Here is a 20936-nt window from a genome sequence, read left to right on the forward strand (position 1 = left end):
AAGAACTACTTGAACGCAAAACTGCTCCCCGGAAGTCGAAACTGAATTTTCAGTCCAACTTTCGGGGAGCAGTTCATAACTGCCGGCCGGGGCCTTCATAAGTTGCGGGGACAGGATTTGAACCTGTGACCTCTGGGTTATGAGCCCAGCGAGCTACCGAACTGCTCCACCCCGCGTCGCAGAATCTACTTTACCGGGAGGTGAACCGCAGGCCAAATCGTGGCGGCGTGACGTCCAACACGCCGCCACGGCACCCGGTCCTGCCGGACCGGATGCCGTGGGGCCGTCGTCGTACTACTGCCCTGCCGACGGGGACGGCGACGCAGAAGGCGACCCGGAAGGCGAAGGAGCCGGGCTGGCCGCAGGAGCGGTGGCCGGGATCTTCGCCTCGGCATCCATCGCCTTCTTCAGCGCAGCCGAAACCTTCTTCTGCGCGTCGCCGTAAGCGGCGAAGTCACCCGCAGCCAGCGCCGTCTGGCCTGCCTGGATAGCGGAGTTTGCCTCGTCCAACGCCGCCTTCAACTGGGCCTTGGCATCCGCCTCCGCGGGGGTTGCAGGGGCAGACGGGCCGGCGGGCGTTTGGCCGTTGTTGGCGGAGTCTCCCGCGGCTGCTCCCGAATCACCGCCGAAGAGCTGCTTGAGGGCCGCGTCGAGGGTTGGCGCGAAGCCCACCTTGTCACCGAAGGCCACCAACACGCGCTGCAAGGTGGGGTATGACGTCTCACCGGTCGACTTGAGGTAGACCGGCTGGACGTAGAGGATGCCGCCGCCCACCGGCAAGGTGAGCAGGTTGCCGTTCAGCACGTCGGACGCACCCTGCCGCAGCAGGTTGAGTGCCTGGGAGACGGTGGGATCGGAGTTGAACTTGTTTTGCGCCTGTCCCGGACCGGGCACCTGTGTTTCCGGCGGGATCTGGAGCAGCCGCAGCTTTCCATAGCCGTCAGCCTTCACGCCGGCCTGGTTGCCGGCATCCGAATCCGCGGCGAGGAACCCGTACAGGACGTTGCGGGCATTGCCGTTCACGATCTGCGGGATGAAGGACGACGTCAGCTGGAATGCCGGCTTTTGCTGGTCCGGCATCTGCAGCGACATGTAGAACGGCGGCTGCTTGACGTCCGTCGACACGGTGGGGTCAGCCGGCGTGCTCCAAACGTCGTTGTTCTTGTAGAAGCTGGTGGGATCCGTGACGTGGTACTGCCCCAGGAGCTCCCGCTGGACCTTGAACAGGTCCTCCGGGTAGCGGACGTGGCTCATCAGTGCGCCAGACATCTCCGAGTATGGCTTCAGCGATGAGGGGAAGACCTTCTGCCACGCCTTGAGGACCGGGTCCGTGTCGTCCCAGGCATAAAGGGTGACCGAGCCGTCGTAGGCGTCCACGGTGGCCTTGACCGAGTTGCGGATGTAGTTCACCGTGCTGTTGGGCAGGGCCACGGCGCGGCCGGAGCTGGTCTGCGAATCGGCGGTGGCATCCGACAACTGCTTCTGCTGCGAGTAGGGGAAGTACTGGCTGGTGGTGTAGCCGTCCACGATCCACTTCACACGGCCGTCCACCAGCGCCGGGTAGGCGCCGCCGTCAACCGTCAGGTACGGGGCCACCTTCTGGACCCGCTCCCGGGGGCTGCGGTCGTAGAGGATCTGCGACTCCGGGTTCACGCCATCGGAGAGCAGCAGGTCCGAAGACTGGAACTTGATGGCGTAGAGGATCTTGTTGAAGAACGAGCCGACGTTCGGGCCGCCGTTGCCCTTGAACGTGTATTGGGTCTCACCCTCCCCTTCCTTGCCGGAGGGGCGGTCCTGCTCGCGCGGCGTGGCGCCGTCGGGCGCGCCCACGATTGAATACTCAGGAGACGACTCACCGAAGTAGATCCGCGGTTCGTAGGTGGTGTCGTTGCCCAGCACGCCGGTGGAGGGAATGCCGGACTGGAGGAATTCCGGCTTGCCGTCGACGGTGAACTTGTTGCCCTTGGCCGCCACCACCCCGTAGCCGTGGGTGTACACCACGTGCTGGTTCAGCCAGCCCTGCTGGTTGGTGGCCACGTTGGCGGGGTTCAGTTCCCGCACCGCGATCACGGTGTCCTGGATCTTTCCGTCCACCTCGTAGCGGTCCACGTTCAGGGCCTTGGGGAACTGGTAGTACGGGCGGTACTGTTCCAGCTGCGCGAACGCGTCGGAAATCAGGTTCGGGTCCAGGAGCCGGATGTTGGCCGTGGTCTGCGCGTCCGGCGCGAGGGCACCAGTGGTGGCGTTGTTGGTGGCGTCGTACCGGGTTTCCTGGATGGCGTCCAGGCCGTAGGCCTTGCGGGTGTTTTCGATGTTGCGCTGGATGTACTGGCTTTCCAGTGTCTGCTCAGAAGGCCGGACCTGGAACTGCTGGATCACCCACGGGTAGACACCGCCGGCCAGGATGGAGGTGATGATCAGCATGGCGGTACCGATCACCGGCAGGCGCCAGCGGCCAATGACGGCGGCAACGATAAAGAGGATGGCTACCAGGGCGGCCGCGACGGCGAGGATGGCCTTGGTGGGGATGACGGCGTTGACATCGGTGTAGAGGGCGCCGGCCCAGCGTCCGCCGTTGCTCTGCACGGACGAATAACGGTCCAGCCAGAAGTTGACGCCCAGGAGCACCAGGAACGCGGCTCCGGTAACAGCGATGTGGATCTGGGCCGCGCGGCTGGTGAACACGCCGCGCTCCATCAGCCGGATGCTGCCGTAGAGGTAGTGGGTGAGGATGCCGGCGATGCCTGCGATCACCACGACGCTGATCAGGAACCCGGTGACGAAGCCAAGGAAAGGCAGGGTCATCAGGTAGAAGCTGATGTCCATCTTGAACTGCGGATCGGTCTGCCCGAAGCCGACCTGGTTAAAGAAGAGCAGGACTTTCTGCCACTGGCTGGCGGCTGCGCTGCCCGCAAAGAGTCCGAAGAGGACCGGCAGGCCCACCATCACGATCCTGCGGACCGGCTCCAGCTGGGCCTGGTAGCGGTTGAGGTTGTCCCGGACCTCAGAGTCCGGGGCGTAGACGGGGCGGGCGTTGTAGGCGATGCGGATGGAGAAGAACACCGCCGCGAACATGATGGCGAAGCCGGCCACGAAGGTGGCGATCTTGGCGAGGTTTTCGGTGATGAAGACCTGGATGAAGCCCAGTTGCCGGTACCAGAGGACGTCGGTCCAGACGTTGGCGAAGAAAATGAAGCCCACTACCACCAGGGCGACGACGATGAGGGTGGGCGTCAGGGCTCCCCGTCGCGATGGGGGCCTTCCTGTGGACGTGGTGCTGGCGGGACGGGACAAACTGGGTACCTCATAGCTGGTCGTCGAGACATTCGAAGCGTGCGAGCGACGTACGGTACCGGTCAAACGGCTGGTTTCGTCCGTCATCAGTGCCACGAGTGGCGGTAAAGCTTAGTTCCTGTCGAAACTGTTTGGGCCCAGTCTATGCATGGCGCAGGCGGCCTATTTGCCCGTGCACGCCGGGAGGGCGGATGTGTCCTGCCCGCTCCCGGCAAGTTCCACGGCGTGCCGGGCCTCCCCGAGGTTCTCCACGCGCACCACTTGGAGGCCGCCCGGGATGTGGCCGGCCACCTCGTCGCAGTTGCCGGCGGGCGCCAGGAAGAGGGTGGCACCGGAGGACCGCGCGCCCCGCATCTTCTGCCCGATGCCGCCAATGGGGCCCACCGTTCCGTCCGGCGATATGGTGCCGGTGCCGGCGATATGCTTGCCGCCGGTGAGGTCGCCCGGCGTCACCGTATCGATGATCCCCAGTGAAAACATCAGGCCGGCGCTGGGGCCGCCCACCTTGTCCAGCGAGATCTGCACCTGGAACGGGAAGCTGAACAAGTACTTCAGCATGACGCCGAGAATGAAGCGGCCCTGGCCATTGTCTTTGGGCGTCACCTCAAGGGCGACAGGCTGGCCGGCGCGTTCCACCGTCACCGCGGCCGGGGCTCCCTTCCCCGCAGCCAGTTCATCCTGGATGACGGCGAGCGAGGTGATGTCCTTGCCGTTGATGGACTTGAGGATGTCCCCCTGCTGGATCTTTCCCGCGGATGCGGAGTCCTTGGACAGCCCCGCGGCCTGCAGCTGCTGGCCGAAAGGAATCTTGAGTTCGTTCAGGGCGGAGGCCACGGCGTTCTCCTGGGACGTGGCCATGGCCACGGCGCTCTGCTCCTGGGCCTCCTCCTTGGTGGTTCCCGTGGGGTAGATCAGTTCCACCGGGTAGACGGCCTTGGAGCTGTCCAGCCATGCGGAGAAGGCGTTGAGGATGCTTACGGATCCGGTGGGTCCGCCGTCGACGTACACCGTTGTCAGGTCCAGGTTCCCGGCAGCGGGATACGTTTCGTGGCCGCTGACGTTGATCACGGGATGCCCCTGGCTTTGCCCCAGCGTGTTGTAGGTAGGCCCCGGCGATTCGATGACGTACGGCACTGGAAGTGTGCCCACCGCTATTCCCAGCCCCAACGCCGCCAGCCCGGCAACCATCATCGTGGACAGCCGTCTGCGGGGGCGCCCGCCGTCGTCCTCCCCCGGGCTGTGGCCTGCGCCCGCCGTGCCGGCGCTGGAGAACGGGGAAAGGCCTGGAACGTGGTCCTCGGAGGGGTGGCCGCCACGGGTTGTAGTCACCCACCAACAGTACGCGGTGGAGGCACGCCGGGGTGCTTTGCCTAGAGCGAACGACGGCGGCGGGCGGCAGACAGCCGACCCCCACCGGGGTACCGTGAAGGTTGATCAACAGTCACACCATCGATCGGCGGGACCATGACCTCCAACCCACTCAATCCGTCCAACGGCGACGACACCCCCAAGGATCCGTTGACCGAAATGCTGCAGAACCTCATGGGCGGCAAGGGGATGGAAAACTTCGACCCCTCCGAGCTGGCCAAGGCTGCCGGCCTGCCGGACGACCCCAACCTGCTGGCCCAGATGTTCTCCCAGGTGCAGGCAATGATGAGCGCCCCATCAGAGGGCCCCGTGAACTGGACCCTGGCACACGACAACGCCCGTCGCGTGGCCGCCGGAACCTCCGACCCGTCGGTTTCGGCGCAGCAGTCCCGGGACGTGGACGAGGCCCTTCGCCTTGCCGAACTGTGGCTGGACCCGGTCACCGACCTGCCCGCCACCGGCCTGATCGGCAAAGCCTGGTCGCGGGCGGAATGGGTGGAGGCTACCCTGGGCACCTGGAAGCGGTTGACCGAACCCGTGGCCAACAGCATCGCCAACGCCCTCTCTTCCGCCATGACGGAGCAGATGCCGGAGGAGATGAAGTCCATGATGGGCGGCGCCTCCTCCATGCTGCAGAACATGGGCGGCGCGATCTTCGGCATGCAGCTGGGCCAGGCCATAGGTGCCCTGTCCAAGGACGTAGTGAGCTCCACCGATATCGGTGTCCCGCTCGCCGACCTCGAGATGGCGCTGCTGCCGGCAAACGTTGCGGCCTTCGGCGAGGGCCTGTCCCTGCCGGAGAACGACATCCGCCTGTTCCTGGCTGTGCGGGAAGCAGCCCACGCGCGGCTCTTCGTGCAGGTTCCCTGGCTGCGCGGACACCTGCTGGGCGCCATCGAGGCTTACGCCCGCGGCATCCACATCGACACCTCACGCATCGAGGAACTGGCCCGTGACCTTGATCCGAGCAACCCCGAGGGCATCCAGGAAGCCCTGTCCCAGGGTGTCTTCATGCCGCAACGGACCCCCGCGCAGGAACAGGCCCTGGAGAAGCTGGAGACGGCGCTGGCCCTGGTGGAGGGCTGGGTGGACGAACTGACTGCGGCGGCCACCGAGAACGTGCTGCCATCAGCCGGTGCGCTGCGGGAGACCGTACGGCGCCGCAGGGCAACCGGCGGTCCGGCGGAGCACGCCTTCGCTTCCCTGGTGGGGCTGGAGCTGCGGCCAAGGCGGCTGCGCGATGCCGCCACCTTGTGGGCCACGCTGAAGGACGAACGCGGCATCGAGGGCCGCGACGCCATTTGGCACCACCCCGACCTGCTGCCCACCGCCGAGGACCTGGACGATCCCAAGGGCTTCAGCTCACGCCGCAAGCTCGCCGAAGCCAGCGACAGCGAAGTCGACGACGCCCTGCAGAAACTGCTCAGTGGCGGGTTTGACGATACCTCCGCCGAAGAGGGCGGCGCCCCGGACACCGGGGACGCCGCCAAGGACAGCGGGGACGCCGGCGGGAAGGACGACGACGGCGAAACCGGCCACCCCAAAAACTGATGCGTAGCAGCAGATGAACGCCCCGGCGGGCCAGGACCTTCCTGGCCCGCCGGGGCGTTTAAGTCCGCTCGATGGTCCGGACTTGGACTAGTCGGCGTCGCCGCTGCCTGCCGAGCCGTCCCTGCCCAGGCCCCGGGCCGTGGCGAAGGAAACACCCTCAAGGAATGCTTTGGCCCGCCGGGTTTCCGGGTAGGCCTCCAACAGCTCCCAGAACGCCGCGTTGTGGGAGGCCACCAGGAGATGGGCCAGTTCGTGCAACAGCACGTAGTCGATAACCCACTGCGGCATGGGCCGCAGTTTGTCCGACAGCCGGATAGTCCCGTCAGCGGGCGTAGCCGAGCCCCACCGGGAGTTCTGGTTGCTGACCCAGCGCACGGATGTGGGAACTGGCCGGCCGCCGAGGTACTGTGCCGACAGCCGAGCGGCGTGGGCGGCAAGATCATCGTCACCCGCGGGGCGGCGGCGCCCCGCTGCAGCGCGCCGCTCCCCCTGCCTGTGCAGCTTCGCCAGCATGCGCTGCACCCACTCCCGTTCCTGGGCTGCGGTAAAGCGGGCAGGTATGGCGACCACCGCCGTTCCGTCCTCCCAGAAGGCAGCCACCGTCCGCGTCCGCCGGGCGGAGCGCCGCACCTCCACGGGGACGCCGTTGGGTGTGACCTGTGGTGCTGGCTGCTGCGCGCCGCTGCCGGCCGGTGTGCCCCGGCTCACAGGACGGAGCTTTCGACCAGGACCCGGAGGACGTCCTCGCCGTACTTTTCCAGCTTGGAGGGGCCGACGCCGGCAAGGGCTGCCAGTTCCTCCAGCGAGGCAGGCCGGGCCTCGGCAATCGCAGTAAGGGTGGCGTCGGTGAACACGACGAACGCGGGGACGTCCGCGGACTGGGCGACGTCGCGGCGCCAGTTCCGCAGGGCGTCGAAGGTCTGTTCCTCGTAGCTGGGCGGACACGCGTTGCAGCGGCCCACTTTGCGCTCGGCCCCGGTGGCGAGCATGGTGCCGCACACCCGGCATACGGCAGGCGCGGCAGCCTTCCGGCGGGGCGGGGCACCCTTCCCGCGGACACTTGAACTGGCCACCGAGTCAGGCCGCAGTCCGTCCAGGAACCGGGACGGCTTCCGGTTGGCGCGGCCGCCGGGAGTCCTTGCTGTGCTCCAGGAGAGGTAGAGGTGTTCACGGGCGCGGGTGATGCCGACATAGAGCAGTCGCCGTTCCTCATCCACGGATTCGGGTGAATCCGCAAAGGAGATGGGCATCAGGCCTTCGCTGAGCCCCACCAGGAAGACCGCATCCCATTCCAGGCCCTTGGCTGCGTGGAGGGACGCCAGGGTAACGCCCTGGACTGTCGGCGCATGCTGGGCCAGGGAGCGTTCCTGGAGCTCGTTGACGAAGTCCGCCAGGCCGAACTGGGGGCCGCGGTTTTGGACGAGTTCGTCGGCGAGCGCCACCAGCGCCGCCAGGGATTCCCACCGCTCGCGCAAGGCCCCGCCGCTGTGCGGAGCGGAATCCGTATAGCCCAGGGAGGAGACGATGTCCCGCACCAGCTGGCCCAGGGGTTCCGGCGCGTCGGTTTCGGAAACAGCCCGGGTGGCTGCGCGGAGCTGGAGGATGGCGTCCCGGACCTCCTTGCGGGCAAAAAAGCGTTCGCCGCCCCGGAGCTGGTAGCCGATTCCTGCCGCAGCCAGCGCCTGTTCGTAGGCCTCGGACTGGCCGTTGGTGCGGAAAAGGACCGCTACTTCGCTCGCCGGCGTCCCGGCGTCGAGCAGCGCCTTGATCTTCTGGGCCACCGTGGCGGCCTCTGCCTCGTCATCCGTGCATTCGGTGAACTGGGGCACCGGGCCGGCGGGGCGCTGCGCCACGAGCTGAAGGGGGGCGGCCCAGGCGGCGTCGGCGGCGGGGCCGCCACTGCGCCGTCCGGCCAGCAGGTCGTTGGCCAGTTTCACCACCTGCGGGGTGGACCGGTAGTCCCGGACGAGCTTGACCACGTTGGCCTGCGGATAACGGGCCTTGAAGTCCAGCAGGTGCCTGGGCGATGCGCCGGTGAAGGAGTAGATGGTCTGGCTGGCATCACCCACCACGCACAATTCGTCACGGCCGCCCAACCAGAGCTCCAGGAGGCGCTGCTGGAGCGGGGAAACGTCCTGGTACTCATCCACCACGAAGTGGCGGTACTGTTCCCGGACCGTGGCAGCGACCTTCTCGTCCTCCTGCAGGATGCCCACCGTGATCAGCAGGACGTCCTCGAAGTCGATCACGTTGCGGTCCGTCTTGACGTCCTCGTACGACTGGAAAACGCGGGCCACGGCAGTGAGGTCGAATCCCCCGGGTGCTCCCCTCCCCTGGGCGTTTTCGAGGTAATTGGCCGGGGTCAACATCGAGACTTTGGCCCATTCGATCTCGGAGGCAAGATCCCGGATTGAAGCCCGGTCCGTGCTGAGCCGGAGCCGCCGGGCGGCCTCGGCAAGCAGCTGGGCCTTGTGGTCCAGCAAGTTCGGCAGGGTGCCGCCGACGGCCTGGGGCCAGAAGAACTGCAGCTGCCGCAGCGCCGCGGCGTGGAAAGTGCGGGCCTGCACGTTTCCCGCACCCAGATCCCGCAGGCGGCTGCGCATCTCCGCCGCCGCCCGGGCAGTGAACGTCACCGCGAGCAGGCGCTGCGGGCTGTACACACCGGAGTGCACGCCATAGGCAATGCGGTGGGTGATGGCACGGGTCTTTCCGGTCCCCGCGCCGGCCAGCACGCACAACGGGCCGCCCAGCGTACTGGCCACCTCACGCTGTTCGGCATCGAGCCCGCCAAGGATCCGGTCCTCCAGGGAGGCTGCTCCGTCAAAATGTTCTGTAGTCACTTCTGCTGCTTTATTTCTCGACTACCGCGTGCTGGAGTCTGGTGGATGAATAACTTAGGCGCCGGCCAGGTCCTGGATCCGGCCGCCGTACCAGTGCTCAATCAGGGAGCGGGCAATGGAGAGCCTGCTGGAAATCGTGATCTCGCCACTAAGCACCGCTGCCTGGAGCTCATCGCGGCTGAACCAGCGGGCCCTGGTGACCTCCACGCCGTCGGGCGTTGCCTGGGCGTCCTCGGTGACGGCGGTAAATCCAAGCATAAGGGAGGCCGGGAACGGCCACGACTGGGAGCCGAGGTACTGGCAGCCGGTCACCCGGACACCAACCTCTTCGTGGATTTCGCGGACTACGGCTTCCTCCAGGGACTCCCCCGGCTCCACGAACCCGGCCAGCGTGGAGTAGTTCCGGGCATCCACGGGGCCGCCGCCGCCAAGGAGCAGCCGGCCGTCCGGGCCGACGACGGTGACGATGATGGCGGGATCAGTCCGGGGATAGTGCTCAGAATTGTCCGCCGGGCACCGGCGTACCCAGCCGCCGGCTTCAACATCGGTGGGCGTTCCGCAGCGGGGACAATGCGTATGGGCTGAGTGCCAGTTGGCTATCGCGCTGGCTTCAACGAACAAGGCTGTGGAAGTGGTGGTCAGGCCCCCGGCGACTTCCCGGAAGCCTGCCCAGGACGCATCCGCGGGAATGCCGGCGGTGCCGGGCTCCGGAGGTGCAGGCAGGACAAACAGCAACAGTTCGGTCCCGGCCGGGATGTCCGCGGCAGGCAGTGCGGATCCCAGGTACACCACCAGTTCCGGAGCTGATCCTGCCTCTTGGAGCCGGTCCAGGAGCTCCCTGGCGTTGACCAGGACGAGGTTGCTCCCACGCACCAGGCCCTGCCGCCTTGAAAGTACTGCCGCCACCGCGTCTGTCCCGGCCAGCAGGTCATCGATCATCCCGGGCCTGATGCGTGCGGCGGACCCGCGGTCCACCAGTGCCGGCCTCACCGGGAGCAGGGTGTCCACGAGGTGGTTCGCCGGCAGCGGGGCCGGCACAGCCTGGTGGACGGGTAGGACGGACTCCGTGTGGCTCATGCTTCCACCGTACTGACTGCCACCGACATTTCACATTCAGGGCTGGGCTCGTTCGTACTGCGGGTACCCCCTAATTGCAGCTATCTGGAGACTCGCCGCGGCCAGACCGCCGTCTGGGACGGCGCGCAATCTACCGTGGAACGGTGAGAAGAAAACCGATTGAACTGGCGGCGATTGCAACCGCGGCAGTCCCTGGGCTGACCCCGACAGCTGTTAGCTCCGCGCCGGATGACCCCGCGGACTTCGATTCGGCCCTGCTCCTTGATTCGGAAGGCAAACGCTGGCGGGTCCGGTCGCCGCGGCACGCCGAAGCCAGTGCACGGCTGGAAACGGAGTTCCTGGTGCTCCGCGCCTTTGCTCCTGCCGTCCGGGCGGAACTGCCGTTCCTGATGCCCACCGTCGCCGGCAGCGTCCGGCTGGGAAGCCTTACCACCTTCGTCTACTCACACCTGTCCGGGAGCACTCGCAGCGTCGAGGAGCTGACGTCCGGACCGGCCGGGCTCGCCCGCGAAATCGGCTCCGCGCTGGCCGCGGTCCACGACCTCCCCCGGTCCCTGGTCAGCAATGCCGACCTGCCCAGCTACACCCCCAACGAGTTCCGCCAGCGGAGGCTGAACGAACTGGACCAGGCAGCAACCACGGGCAAGATTCCCGCCGCACTGCTGCGCCGCTGGGAACATGCCATGGAGGACGTGTCCCTCTGGCGGTTCAACCCGTGCGTGGTCCACGGCGACCTGCACGAAGACAACCTGCTGGTCGAATCGGGACGGGTTACCGCAGTAACCGGCTGGACAGACCTTCGCATCGGCGACCCGGCAGACGACTTCGCCTGGCTGGTGGCCTCCAACGAACAGGACTTCATTGACGCTGTCCTGAAGTCCTACACATCCAGCCGCCGCGACGTACCGGACCAGCACTTGCTGCGCCGGGCCGCACTGTCTGCCGAGTTTGCCCTGGCACAATACCTGGTCAAAGGGCTGGCGGCCGGGGACCAGGACATGGTCCGCGAGGCCGAAGACATGCTGGAGAGCCTTGCCGGCGACATCGCCGAATTCGGGGGCCAGCCGATCAGCGTCGAACCGCTCCCGGCCAAGGACACGCCCGCCGGCACCGCGGTGCCCGCGCCGGCGCAGCCTGGAACCGGGGCAACCGCCCCCGCACCCCAGGGCGGCAGTTCTGCTGTCAGCCCCGCCGTGACTGTCATCCCGCTACCCGCCAAACCGGCAGCAGGGGACAAGCCCGGTCCGCAGACACTGCCTGCCATGGCGGCAGAGCCCGCCGTGCACGTGACACCCATCCCCGTGGAGCCACCCCCGGCGGAAGTTGCCGGCGGGGAATCCCGGCCTGGCGAAACCAAGGGTCCTGACGACACGTCCACGGCTGCCATCTCGGTCATCAACGCCAACCGGGGCTGACAGGAGCGGGCGGCCCGCCCGGCCGCCATCAGGGGTTCCCCTGACGGCCGGGTCGGCTCAAGGTTTGGCAAGCGCAGCGGCGACGATTCCTTCCAGCTCGGCCGCCGTCCCAAGGTCGTGCGGCCGCACCACGGCGTTGTCGGCAACGTAGAAGAATGCGGCCCGCACTTCTTCCAGCGGAACATCCTTGAGGCGTGCCCACGCGAGCCGGTAGACCGCCAGCTGTACCGACCGGATCTTCAGCTGCGCGGCGGACGGCCGGCGTCCGGTCTTCCAGTCCACCAGGTCCCAGCACCCGTCGGCATCCTGGAACACAGCGTCAACCCGGCCACGCACCACCACTTCCCCCACCCGGGTTTCCACGGGGACCTCCACGAAGGCCGGTGACCGGTCAGCCCAGGGGGAAGCCTTGAAGGTGGCCACCATCTGGTCCAGGTCGTAGGCAGCGTCGATGTGGTCGTCCGAGCCCGGCGCTTCGCCGAGGTCCAGCATCCCGGCCCGGCCGAAATATTCCTCTACCCAGGCGTGGAAAGCCGTGCCCTTCCGGGCCGACATGCCGGGTTCGCGTGGTATCGGACGGCGCAGCCTGCCCAGGACCGCCTGGGGGTCGTCCCCGAGGTCAACCAGCGTGGAAGCTGAAATGTGGGTGGGCAGGTGCACGTCCTGGCCGCTTGACCTCCTCGCCCTGCGCTCCAGCAGCAGCGAAGCTTCGTGGGCCCAACCTGCCGCTGCCCCCGTGAGTCCGGGCAGCGGACTGCCGTCCGTCCCTGGGCTGTTCCCCTCTGCTGCACCGCCGCCCCGATCGGTCTGGGTATCACCGGTGTCCAGTATTCCGAGCACCCGCTGGGCCGCAGCTTCCATGGCTGTCCTGCGCCCCCGGGCCAACCGAAGGCGCTCTCCGGTCCGCGGGTCCACGGGTCCCTCCAGGGGATCGTAGGGCCAGCGGGCTTCCTCAGTTTCCAGCGTCAGCGGGCTCTGGAGCGGCAAAGCGGCCTCGTCGAGCGACAGCTTGTGGACGACTGCGCTCGGTGGGCCGCCATCAGCCGGCTGCGTCAGGGCTTCGAGCTCTGCGAGGAACGGAGACATCTCCGCGCGTCCGGCCCGCGATCCCACCCACGCGGCACTGGAGACCCACAGGACATGCTTGGCCCTGGTGTAGGCAACGTAAGCCAGCCGGCGTTCCTCCGATTCCCCGTGGGCCTGGACGCCGGCCTTGTATTCCTTCTCGGCATCCAGCCAGCCTTTCTGGTCCGGCTGGTCGAGGTCCCACTGCGGCAGGTCTGCGCGGTCACCGCGGAGGGGCCACGGAAGCGCGGCGGACCCGCTGCTCCAGCGCGAGTCCCGGTCGCTGGGAAACGCTCCCGCGTTCATGCCCGGGACAAACACAACGTCCCACTCGAGGCCTTTGGAAGCGTGCACCGTCAGCAACTGGACGGCTTCGCGGTTTACGTCACTGGCCGGCGCTTCCAACCCGTTTTCTTCCGCCGACGCCGCCTCAAGCCAAGACAGGAAGGCGAGGATGTCCACCCGCTGCGAGGTGCGGAGGAACCCGGCAGCCGCATCCTGGAAAGCATCGAGGTTGCGGCGCGCCTGGTGGATGCTGATTCCGGGCCGGGCCGCCACTTCGATATCCAGCAGCATGGCCCGTTCCACCTCCCCCAGAAGCGTTGTGAGGTCGTCTCCCAGGTAGCCGCGGAGCTGCCTTAACTCGAGCGACAATTTCGCCAGCCTGCTGCGGGCCTCCATGCTGAGGGTGCGGCCATTGGATGAGGTCCACCCTTCCCGTGGCAGGAAATCAAGTGCCTCCACCAGGCTGGCGGCGTCGGTCAGGTCCCCTTCGAGGACCGGGTCCTCTGCCTCGCCACCGTTGTCCTGGTCGTCGGGCTCGAACCCCTGCGGGGCCCTTCCGCGGCTCCGTGCGAGCTGGCTCGACCAGTCGCGCAGGGCCATGAGGTCAGCCGGGCCGATGCGCCACCGGGCGCCTGCGATCAGCCTCATGAGGGCATCGGAGCGGCCGGGATCGGCAAGGACGCGCAGGGTGGCTACTAGGTCCACGATCTCCGGCGTGTCCAGAAGCCCCCCGAGGCCCACGATTTCGTAGGGAATCCCCCGGGCTTCGAACTGACGCCGGACCGGCTCCATCTGGGCGCGCCTGCGGCACAGTACGGCAAGCGCCGGCGGTTCGGCCGTGCCATCGGGATTCAGCTCGAAGTCAGTCAGCCGGTACCTCAGGACGTCGTCGGCCAGCGCAGCAGCTTCTTCGACATCGCTGGCGAAACGCCCCAGCACCACTGTTCCGTCCACTGCATGGGGACTCGGCCGCAGTGGAGGAACTTCGGCAGCGGGCGTCCTGCTTCCGGCTGGCCCGTTGGAGGCCGCCGCCCGGCCCAGGGACTGCGACATGACATTGGCTGCTGCAAGGATGGACCGGCCATTACGCCAGGCCGTGGTCAGGTACGAGGTTGGCGCGGGCGCCCAGCCGCCTTCTTCCTCTTCTTCCTCCGCCGCTCCGGTGCGCATCGGGAACTCGCGGACGAAATGGAACAACTGCCCTGCCGAAGCACCACGAAACCCGTAAATGGACTGATTGGGGTCTCCGACAGCCGTCACGGCGTGGCCGCCGCCGAACAGCCGGGAAAAGAGCACCAACTGGGCGTACGACGTGTCCTGGAATTCGTCAAGGAGAACCACCTTGTACCGTTGCCGCTCCATCTGGGCCGCCAGCGGCACGTCCTGCGCCACCTTGGCGGCAAGGGCAACCAGGTCGCCGAAATCCAGTGCCCCGCGCGCCCGTTTGGCCGCGGCGTAGCGGCCCACCATGTCGGCAACGCTTGCCCTGGTCCGCAACATCCCGCCAAGGTCCAATGCTGCCTTTGGCGTGCTCTTCTTCTTGTCGGCCAGGTAGGGCAGGGATTCGAACTCGGACAGGCGGGCCATCAGCCACGCCTCCACATCCTCGGGCTCCTGGAGGTGCTCTGCGCATTCCCCGGCCAGCTGGATCACGGCTTTCACCAGGGTGGATTTAGCGGCCCGGAAGTGCTGGTATTCGCCGTCGTACGCTTCAACCACTTCGCTGGCCAGCTGCCAGGCCTGCGCACCGCCGAGCAGAACAACGTCCCGCTCCACGCCAAGCCGCAGCCCATAGTCGGACACGACGCCACTGGCAAACGAATGGTAGGTGGACACCTTGGGCTCCAGGGCCTCGCTGCTGAGCAAGCCCTCCGGAAAGACCTCATGCGCGCTGTCCTTGGCAGCAATACGCTGCAGCGCCAGGAGCTTTGACCGGATCCGGCTGGCGAGTTCGCCGGCTGCCTTGCGGGTGAACGTCACGCCCAGGACTTCCTCGGGGGTGACCCAACCGTTGGCCACCAGCCACACCACCCGGTCCGCCATGGTGGCGGTTTTACCCGAGCCGGCGCCCGCAATGACCAGCCGTGGCGCCAAGGGGGACGAAATGATGGCGGATTGCTCGGGCGTGGGGGTGTTCTTCTCGCCAAGCAGCGCGGAGAGTTCCCCGGGGCTGAAACGCACGGCCGGAGCGGCGACCGCGACGGCAGCCGACAGCCCGCTCATTCGGTCACCTGCCGTCCACGCACGCACAGCGGGCACACCTCGGGAAGCCGGCAGCCGTGGCCGCCGTGACTGCCTTTGGCGGGGTCATGGCGCGCGATGAATTCGCTTCCGCCCATGACGGCGGCAGCCTCCTTGACCATGTCCATGGCCCAGTTCTCCTCGGGGTTGAGTGGTTCCTGCTGCTGGATGGCCGGGCTCTTCGCCCCGGTCCCAAGCTGCGCCAGCACGGCGCCGCCGGACAGTCCCTGCCCGGCCCCGGAGGCGGTGTTGAACCCGCCGGCAAGGACAGCAGCCTGGTAGGCGCCCAGCTGCGGGTGGCGGGACAGTTCGTCCTTGCCGGGCTGCCGTTTTCCGGTCTTGAGGTCAACCACCACCAGGCGGCCTTCGCCATCGATTTCCAAGCGGTCCACCTGGCCGCGGAGTACCGCTTCCCGCGGTGCAGCGTCATCCACCGCCACGGCGCCGAGGGCCACTTCAAAGTCCTGTTCGACGCCCAGCAGGCTGCGGCCCTCACCCCTCATGGAGAGCACATAGTGCGCCAACTTCCGCACCATCACTTCGGCTCGCTGGAAGTCCAGGCGCCCCTCCCAGTTGTCCTTCATACCGAGCGCCGGCCACCGCCGCACCAGTTCAGCGACGTACTCGGATCCGGCCGCGTCGGGCATGTCCTGGGCGATTCCGTGCACCAGGGTCCCCAGGCTCCGGGCGAAGTCGGTGGCAGGCTCCCCTCCGGCTGCCTGGACGAACCAGTCCAACGGCGACTTCTGCACCGTCTCGACCTTTGACGGCGATACGGACACCGTGCCCCCGGGCGGGACCACCGCGTCTGCGGAGGTCAGCGGGACCAGGCCCCACCAGCTGTCCGGGTGCGCTCCGGCAACGGCTGGCTCGGCCGCGGCGAGATGGGCCAGGACCCTCGCCGCTTCCGCAGCCTGCGGCGTCCCGCCGTCGAGCTGGGCATGCTGCCGAAGCTCGGCAACCAGGGCCCGCAGCGTCATGGGCCGTTCCACCTGGGTGAAAGCCCGGCCGCCTTCGTCCGGTCCCAGCGGTGCAACGAAATCCAGGAATGACGACGGCTGGTGGTCCTCCGACGAGACCGCGGTGCAGACCAGCAGTTCGCGTGCCCTGGACACGGCCGTGGAGAAACTGCGCAACTCGTCATAGCGGATATCCCGCAGCCGGCTAAGGGGGTCGCGCTGGAGGGCGTACTCCGGACCGTGCTCCACGGCGTCCGCATACAGGGTGCTGCCGAGCAGCTCACCACGGAGCCTCGTGTTGGGCCACACCCCTTCCTGCAGGCCCGCAATGATCACCACGGGCCATTCCCGGCCCGCCGCACTGGCCGGCGTCATTAGCTCCACTGCGTCCTCGAGCTGGGCACGGGCGGCCAGGGTATCCATGGGAAGCTCCTGGTTGAGGAGGTACTCGAGGAACTGTTCGGGGCCGGCGCCGGGCATCTGGTCCACGTAGCGTTCGGCCGTATGGAACAGCGCCATCATGGCGTCAAGGTCGCGGTCAGCCCGTGCCCCGTGCGGACCCCCCAACAAGGCCGTCCGTGTCCAGGCCGCCGAAAGCCCTGTCGAGTCCCAGAGCGCCCACAGTACCGATTCTGCGTTGGCACCCGGCATTCCAGCCGCCTCCCGCCCCGCGTGGATCATCCGCGCCGTGCGCCGTGCAGCGCGCCCTTCGATCCCCAACGCGCCCAGCGCACCCGGCTCAAGCAGGGCCTGGACCAGCAGCGCATCACTGGCCCGGCCCCCGCCGCCCAGCAATTCCTCGCGCCGCAGTGATTGCCGGAGCCTGCGCAGTTCGATGGAGGTGGCGCCTCCGATCCGTGAGGTAAGAAGGGATACCGCCGCTTCGGGTGTCAGAAGCTCCGGGTCCAGGGCGATGGCGAAGGCGTCCAGGAGCGGGCGTACGGCTACTTCGTCGCGGACCGCCGATTCCGCCACGGGTACCCGGACGGGAATCCCCTGGCCGGACAAGTAGCGCTGCAGTTCGCTGACCTGGCCGCCATTGCGCACGATGACAGCCATGTCTGCCAAATCACGGTTGTGGTTTATGTGCTGGTCCAGGATCCGCTGGGCGACGTACCGCAGCTCATGCACCGGTGTAGGAACCAGGTGCGCCTCCACGCTGCCGGGGTGGCCGGCTTGTGCGGGCTCCGTGAGCCGGCGCGCCAGCTGGCCCCCGGCACGTTGGGAGATGCGGCCGGCGACGTTGAGCCAGGCCTCCGCCACCGCGGGCGACAGTCCGTGCGCATACCCCAGCGGACGCTCGATGATGGTGTTCTGCGTGGCCAGCAGCCGGGGCAGTTCAGCCACAAGATCCGGCCGGGCTCCCCTGAATCCCTGGACCACCGTGTCCGGCGACGCCGTCACGTAGCAGTCCTTGCCTGCCGCAATATCGGCCAGCAACTCAAAGATGGCGGGGTTTGCTTCCTGGATATCGTCCACCAGGACCACCTGCAACCTTGCGCGTTCGGCAGCGAGGAATTCCGGCGCGTCCTGGAAGACCTGCCGGGCGGCTGTGATGATTCCGGCGGGGTCGAAGGCCTCAGGCATCCGCAGGTCAAGAACGTCACGGTATTCGGCGTAGAGCGCTGCCGCGGCTTTCCAGTCCGGCCGGCCGCAGGCTTCCGCCAAGTTTGCAAGGTCCTCCGCCGTGCGGCCAGATTCGATAATGCGGTCAAAGAGTTGCCGCACCTCCTGGCGGAAGCCCCTGGTGTCGAGGGCGCCGTCCAGATCGCTGGGCCACGGCAGCTCCAGGCCCGGCAGCCTGTGGCCCTCGAGGAGTTCCTTGATGATGAGGTCCTGCTCCGGGCCCGACAGCAGGCGGGGCGGCCTGGGCAGGGATATGACGCCTTCAGCCTTGGCTCGGCGGATCAGGTCGAATGCGTACGAGGCCCAGGTCCTGGCCGGCGTAGTGCTCAGGCTCCGGTCCAGCCGGGCAGTAAAACTGTCCCGGAGGAAATCGGCAGCAAGGCGGGTGGGCGCGAGGATCAGCATGCGTTCGGGGTCGACGCCGTCGCGGAAGACCCGCTGGACAGCGGCTTCAACGAGCACTGTGGTCTTTCCCGTGCCCGGTGCACCCGGGACCAGGACCGGTCCGGATCCTTGGGTAACGTCGACCGCCGCCTGCTGGTCCGGTGTAAGCCGAAGCAACCCGGCGTGCATCCGGCGTGGCGGCAGGAGCCGAAGCGCGGGAGGGGCCGGCAGGGCGCCGCCGTCGGTGTGTCCAGGAGTGGAGAACCCAGGCTCCCGGCCAGCCTCCGGCTCCTGCCAGTGCGGGTCCCAGGGTCCGGTCAAAGGGATTGTTACGGTCACAAAACCATTCCATCATCAGGTACCGACAACCGGTGGAGCCGACGCTCCAGGTCCTCTGCAACTGCATCGATATTGTCAAAATCACTGTCGGTCGGTGCCCAGCGGGCGGCGGCCAGGTCCACCCGCCACCGCCCCTCTCCGGCACGGAGGAACGACTCGTGATCGCCCACCAGTGGAGTGCCTTCTTCGAGGTAGAGGAGCAAAGCCTCGGCCTCGTGTCCCGGGGGCGCATGGCCGCTGGCCTTCAGGACCCGCCACCACGGGGCGCCGCCGCCATGATGGCTCATCACGGACCCGAACTGGCGCGGGCCGCCCGAGCCAAGAAGCTCGGCCACGTCGCCGTAGGATACGGCCGTCCCTGCCGGCACCAGCCTCACGACGGCCAGGACAGCTTGGACGTACTCATTGCCGTACTCATTCCGCATTGATCCAATCTAGCCGCGGTGGCGCTCCACGGAATTGTCGGTGGGCCCCCTTAGCGTTGAAGCATGAGTTCCTGGAACAGCCTCCCCCGCGCCGCCTTCGATCTGGAAACCACGGGCCGTAATTCCCGCGCAGCGAGAATCGTTACGGCCTCGATCACCGTGGTGGACCACCAGGGCGAGGTCATTAAGGAACATGAGTGGCTGGCCGATCCGGGGGTAGAGATTCCGGCAGAGGCAAGTGACGTCCACGGGATCACCACCGAACAGGCCAGGCGTGATGGGCGTCCCGCCCACGAGGTCACACGGGAGGTCGCTGCCGTGCTGCAGGGCCTGTTCGATTCCGGGACTCCGGTCATCGCTTTCAACGCCAGCTACGACTTCACGGTCCTTGCTGCCGAGTCCGCACGGTACGGGATTCCGCAGCTGTCCCGCTTCCCGGTCCTGGATCCGTACATCATGAACAAGCAGGTTGACCGCTACCGGAAGGGCAAGCGGACATTGACTGCATTGTGCGAGGAGTACGGTGTGGTCCTGGACAATGCACACACCTCCGCGGCCGATGCCCTGGCTACCCTCAGGGTGCTGGACGCGATGGCGGGCAAGTTCCCCAAGCTGATGATGCCGGCAAGCCAACTGCACCAGCTGCAGGTGGACTGGGCGGTGAGCCAGGCGTCCGATTTCCAGGAGTACCTGCGCAAGACGAAGCCGGCCGCCGTCATTGAAGGAGACTGGCCGGTGCTCCCTCCCCAGGACGCCACCACAGGGGGCTTCTAGGTTAACCCCCGGCGCACTCCCTTTTTGGGAGGCATGTCACAGTCACGCCGGTTAACAAACGTCGGGATATTGCAGGTGGCATCCTTCGCCCGCGGGACCAAAGCACCCTTCAGCTGCGTGCAACATGGCCGGATGAGGGGAATTAAATTCGGCAGCAATGATCAGAGCCTCCGCATTGTTCATTCCACTTCCAGTATTTACCCGGGTGAGACAATAAAGTTTTGCGGTCACCCCTGCCCCGGACTGCTGGACCAGCGCCGGGCAGGTGCCAGGCGCCACAGCGCTGCCTTGCGGCCCGGTCGACGTATGCCTCATATGAAAGTGACAACCTGATGAAAATCAAAGCGATGAAGTGGCTCACTACCGCTCCCGTTGCGCTGGCCCTCGCGGTTTCCCTCGCAGCCTGCGGTGGCGGATCTTCCCAGCCCAGCGGCACCCCCACCGATGCCCTGAAGGGCAGCGACCAGCAGACGCTGGACAAGTACACCACTGCGGACGTGACGCCGATCGACAAGATCGACAAGACCAAGCTCGGCCTCATCACCGAGGGCACATTGCGCGTCGGCACCCTTTCGGACGCACCTCCCAACATCTTCATCGACCCCTCCGGCAAGTTCACCGGCTACGACAACGAACTGTTGCGCGCCATTGGCGACAAGCTGGGCCTCAAGGTCGAATTCGCCTCCACCGACTTTTCCGCGCTGCTCTCCCAGGTGGCCAATAAGCAGTTCGACGTCGGATCCTCCTCGATTTCCACCACGGACAAGCGCCGTGAGACGGTCGGCTTCACGAACGGCTATGACTTCGGCTACATGGCTGTGGTCACCAAGAACGATTCCAAGGTCAAGGGCTTCGCCGACCTCAAGGACGGCGTGCGCATCGGCGTGGTCCAGGGCACCGTTCAGGACGACTACGTCACCAACACCCTCGGCCTTGAACCGGTCCGTTTCCCGGATTACAACACTGTCTATGCCAACGTGAAGTCCGGCCAGGTCGACGCCTGGGTGGCACCCTCGCAGCAGGCCACCGGCCAGGTGAAGGACGGCGATAACACCAAGATCGCCGAAAAGGTTGTTAACACCCAGAACTTCACCGCGTACGCAGTGAACAAGGACAACAAGCCGCTGATTGACGCCCTGAACGCGGGCCTGGATGCCGTCATTGCTGACGGTACGTGGACCAAGCTCACCGCCCAGTGGTACACGGACCGGCCCACCGCCAAGGAGCAGACCCCGCAGGGCTGGAAGCCGGGCAGCAAAGCCGTCCAGGTTCCCGCGAAGTAACCCGGGCGTT

General features: G+C 66.9%; 12 protein-coding genes and 1 tRNA gene. 4 read left to right on the forward strand and 9 right to left on the reverse strand.

Features of this window, described 5'->3' with window-relative positions; translation table 11 throughout:
* Positions 1-102 precede the first annotated feature (102 nt).
* The 3 genes from PV772_RS08365 to PV772_RS08375 form a co-directional block, all read right to left on the reverse strand.
* Positions 103-176, reverse strand: a tRNA-Met gene (locus PV772_RS08365).
* A gap of 118 nt (positions 177-294) precedes the next feature.
* Entirely contained in the window at positions 295-3381 is a 3087-nt protein-coding gene (locus PV772_RS08370) for a UPF0182 family protein (protein ID WP_141161528.1), read from the reverse strand.
* 75 nt (positions 3382-3456) lie between these two features.
* The gene (locus tag PV772_RS08375) at positions 3457-4485 is read right to left on the reverse strand and encodes a S16 family serine protease (RefSeq protein ID WP_141161527.1); all 1029 of its coding nucleotides are present in this window, start codon (positions 4483-4485) and stop codon (positions 3457-3459) included.
* Between the two features lie 273 nt (positions 4486-4758).
* Between PV772_RS08375 and PV772_RS08380 the strand changes: the two genes are divergently transcribed.
* Entirely contained in the window at positions 4759-6213 is a 1455-nt protein-coding gene (locus PV772_RS08380) for a zinc-dependent metalloprotease (protein ID WP_347885853.1), read from the forward strand.
* An 87-nt stretch (positions 6214-6300) separates the two neighbouring features.
* Here PV772_RS08380 and PV772_RS08385 read toward each other — a convergent pair whose 3' ends face one another.
* The 3 genes from PV772_RS08385 to nudC are packed head-to-tail and all read right to left on the reverse strand — an operon-like array spanning position 6301 to position 10130.
* Positions 6301-6921, reverse strand: a complete 621-nt coding sequence (locus PV772_RS08385) for a YgjP-like metallopeptidase domain-containing protein (RefSeq protein ID WP_347885854.1) — start codon at positions 6919-6921, stop codon at positions 6301-6303.
* A complete protein-coding gene (locus PV772_RS08390; protein WP_141181950.1) occupies positions 6918-9053 on the reverse strand; it encodes an ATP-dependent DNA helicase UvrD2 in 2136 nt (711 codons plus the stop codon). Before PV772_RS08390 ends, PV772_RS08385 begins: the two co-directional genes overlap by 4 nt.
* Before the next feature lie 54 nt (positions 9054-9107).
* Positions 9108-10130 (reverse strand): NAD(+) diphosphatase, encoded by a 1023-nt coding sequence (nudC, locus tag PV772_RS08395; protein ID WP_141181951.1) that lies wholly within the window; start codon positions 10128-10130, stop codon positions 9108-9110.
* Positions 10131-10273: 143 nt separating this feature from the next.
* Between nudC and PV772_RS08400 the strand changes: the two genes are divergently transcribed.
* Complete coding sequence (locus PV772_RS08400) at positions 10274-11545, forward strand: phosphotransferase (protein WP_347885855.1); 1272 nt, start codon at positions 10274-10276, stop codon at positions 11543-11545.
* Between the two features lie 57 nt (positions 11546-11602).
* Here the strand turns inward: PV772_RS08400 and PV772_RS08405 are convergent, their stop codons facing one another.
* From PV772_RS08405 to PV772_RS08415, 3 genes are all read right to left on the reverse strand, one after another.
* A complete protein-coding gene (locus PV772_RS08405) occupies positions 11603-15118 on the reverse strand; it encodes a UvrD-helicase domain-containing protein (protein ID WP_347885856.1) in 3516 nt (1171 codons plus the stop codon).
* On the reverse strand, positions 15115-18294 hold the full coding sequence (locus PV772_RS08410) for an ATP-dependent DNA helicase (RefSeq protein ID WP_347885912.1): 3180 nt from the start codon (positions 18292-18294) through the stop codon (positions 15115-15117). The genes PV772_RS08405 and PV772_RS08410 overlap by 4 nt, the downstream gene beginning before the upstream one ends.
* 146 nt (positions 18295-18440) lie before the next feature.
* Positions 18441-18869, reverse strand: a complete 429-nt coding sequence (locus PV772_RS08415; protein WP_347885857.1) for an MGMT family protein — start codon at positions 18867-18869, stop codon at positions 18441-18443.
* Positions 18870-18932: 63 nt separating this feature from the next.
* On the opposite strand from PV772_RS08415, the gene PV772_RS08420 reads away from it, so the two are divergent.
* Positions 18933-19643 (forward strand): 3'-5' exonuclease, encoded by a 711-nt coding sequence (locus tag PV772_RS08420; protein WP_141181954.1) that lies wholly within the window; start codon positions 18933-18935, stop codon positions 19641-19643.
* 332 nt (positions 19644-19975) lie between these two features.
* Positions 19976-20926: an ABC transporter substrate-binding protein gene (locus PV772_RS08425; protein WP_141159928.1), complete on the forward strand. Its 951-nt coding sequence runs from the start codon at positions 19976-19978 to the stop codon at positions 20924-20926.
* The last annotated feature ends 10 nt before the right edge of the window (positions 20927-20936 follow it).

Source organism: Pseudarthrobacter sp. CC12, from assembly GCF_039907755.1.
GTDB lineage: Bacteria > Actinomycetota > Actinomycetes > Actinomycetales > Micrococcaceae > Arthrobacter > Arthrobacter niigatensis.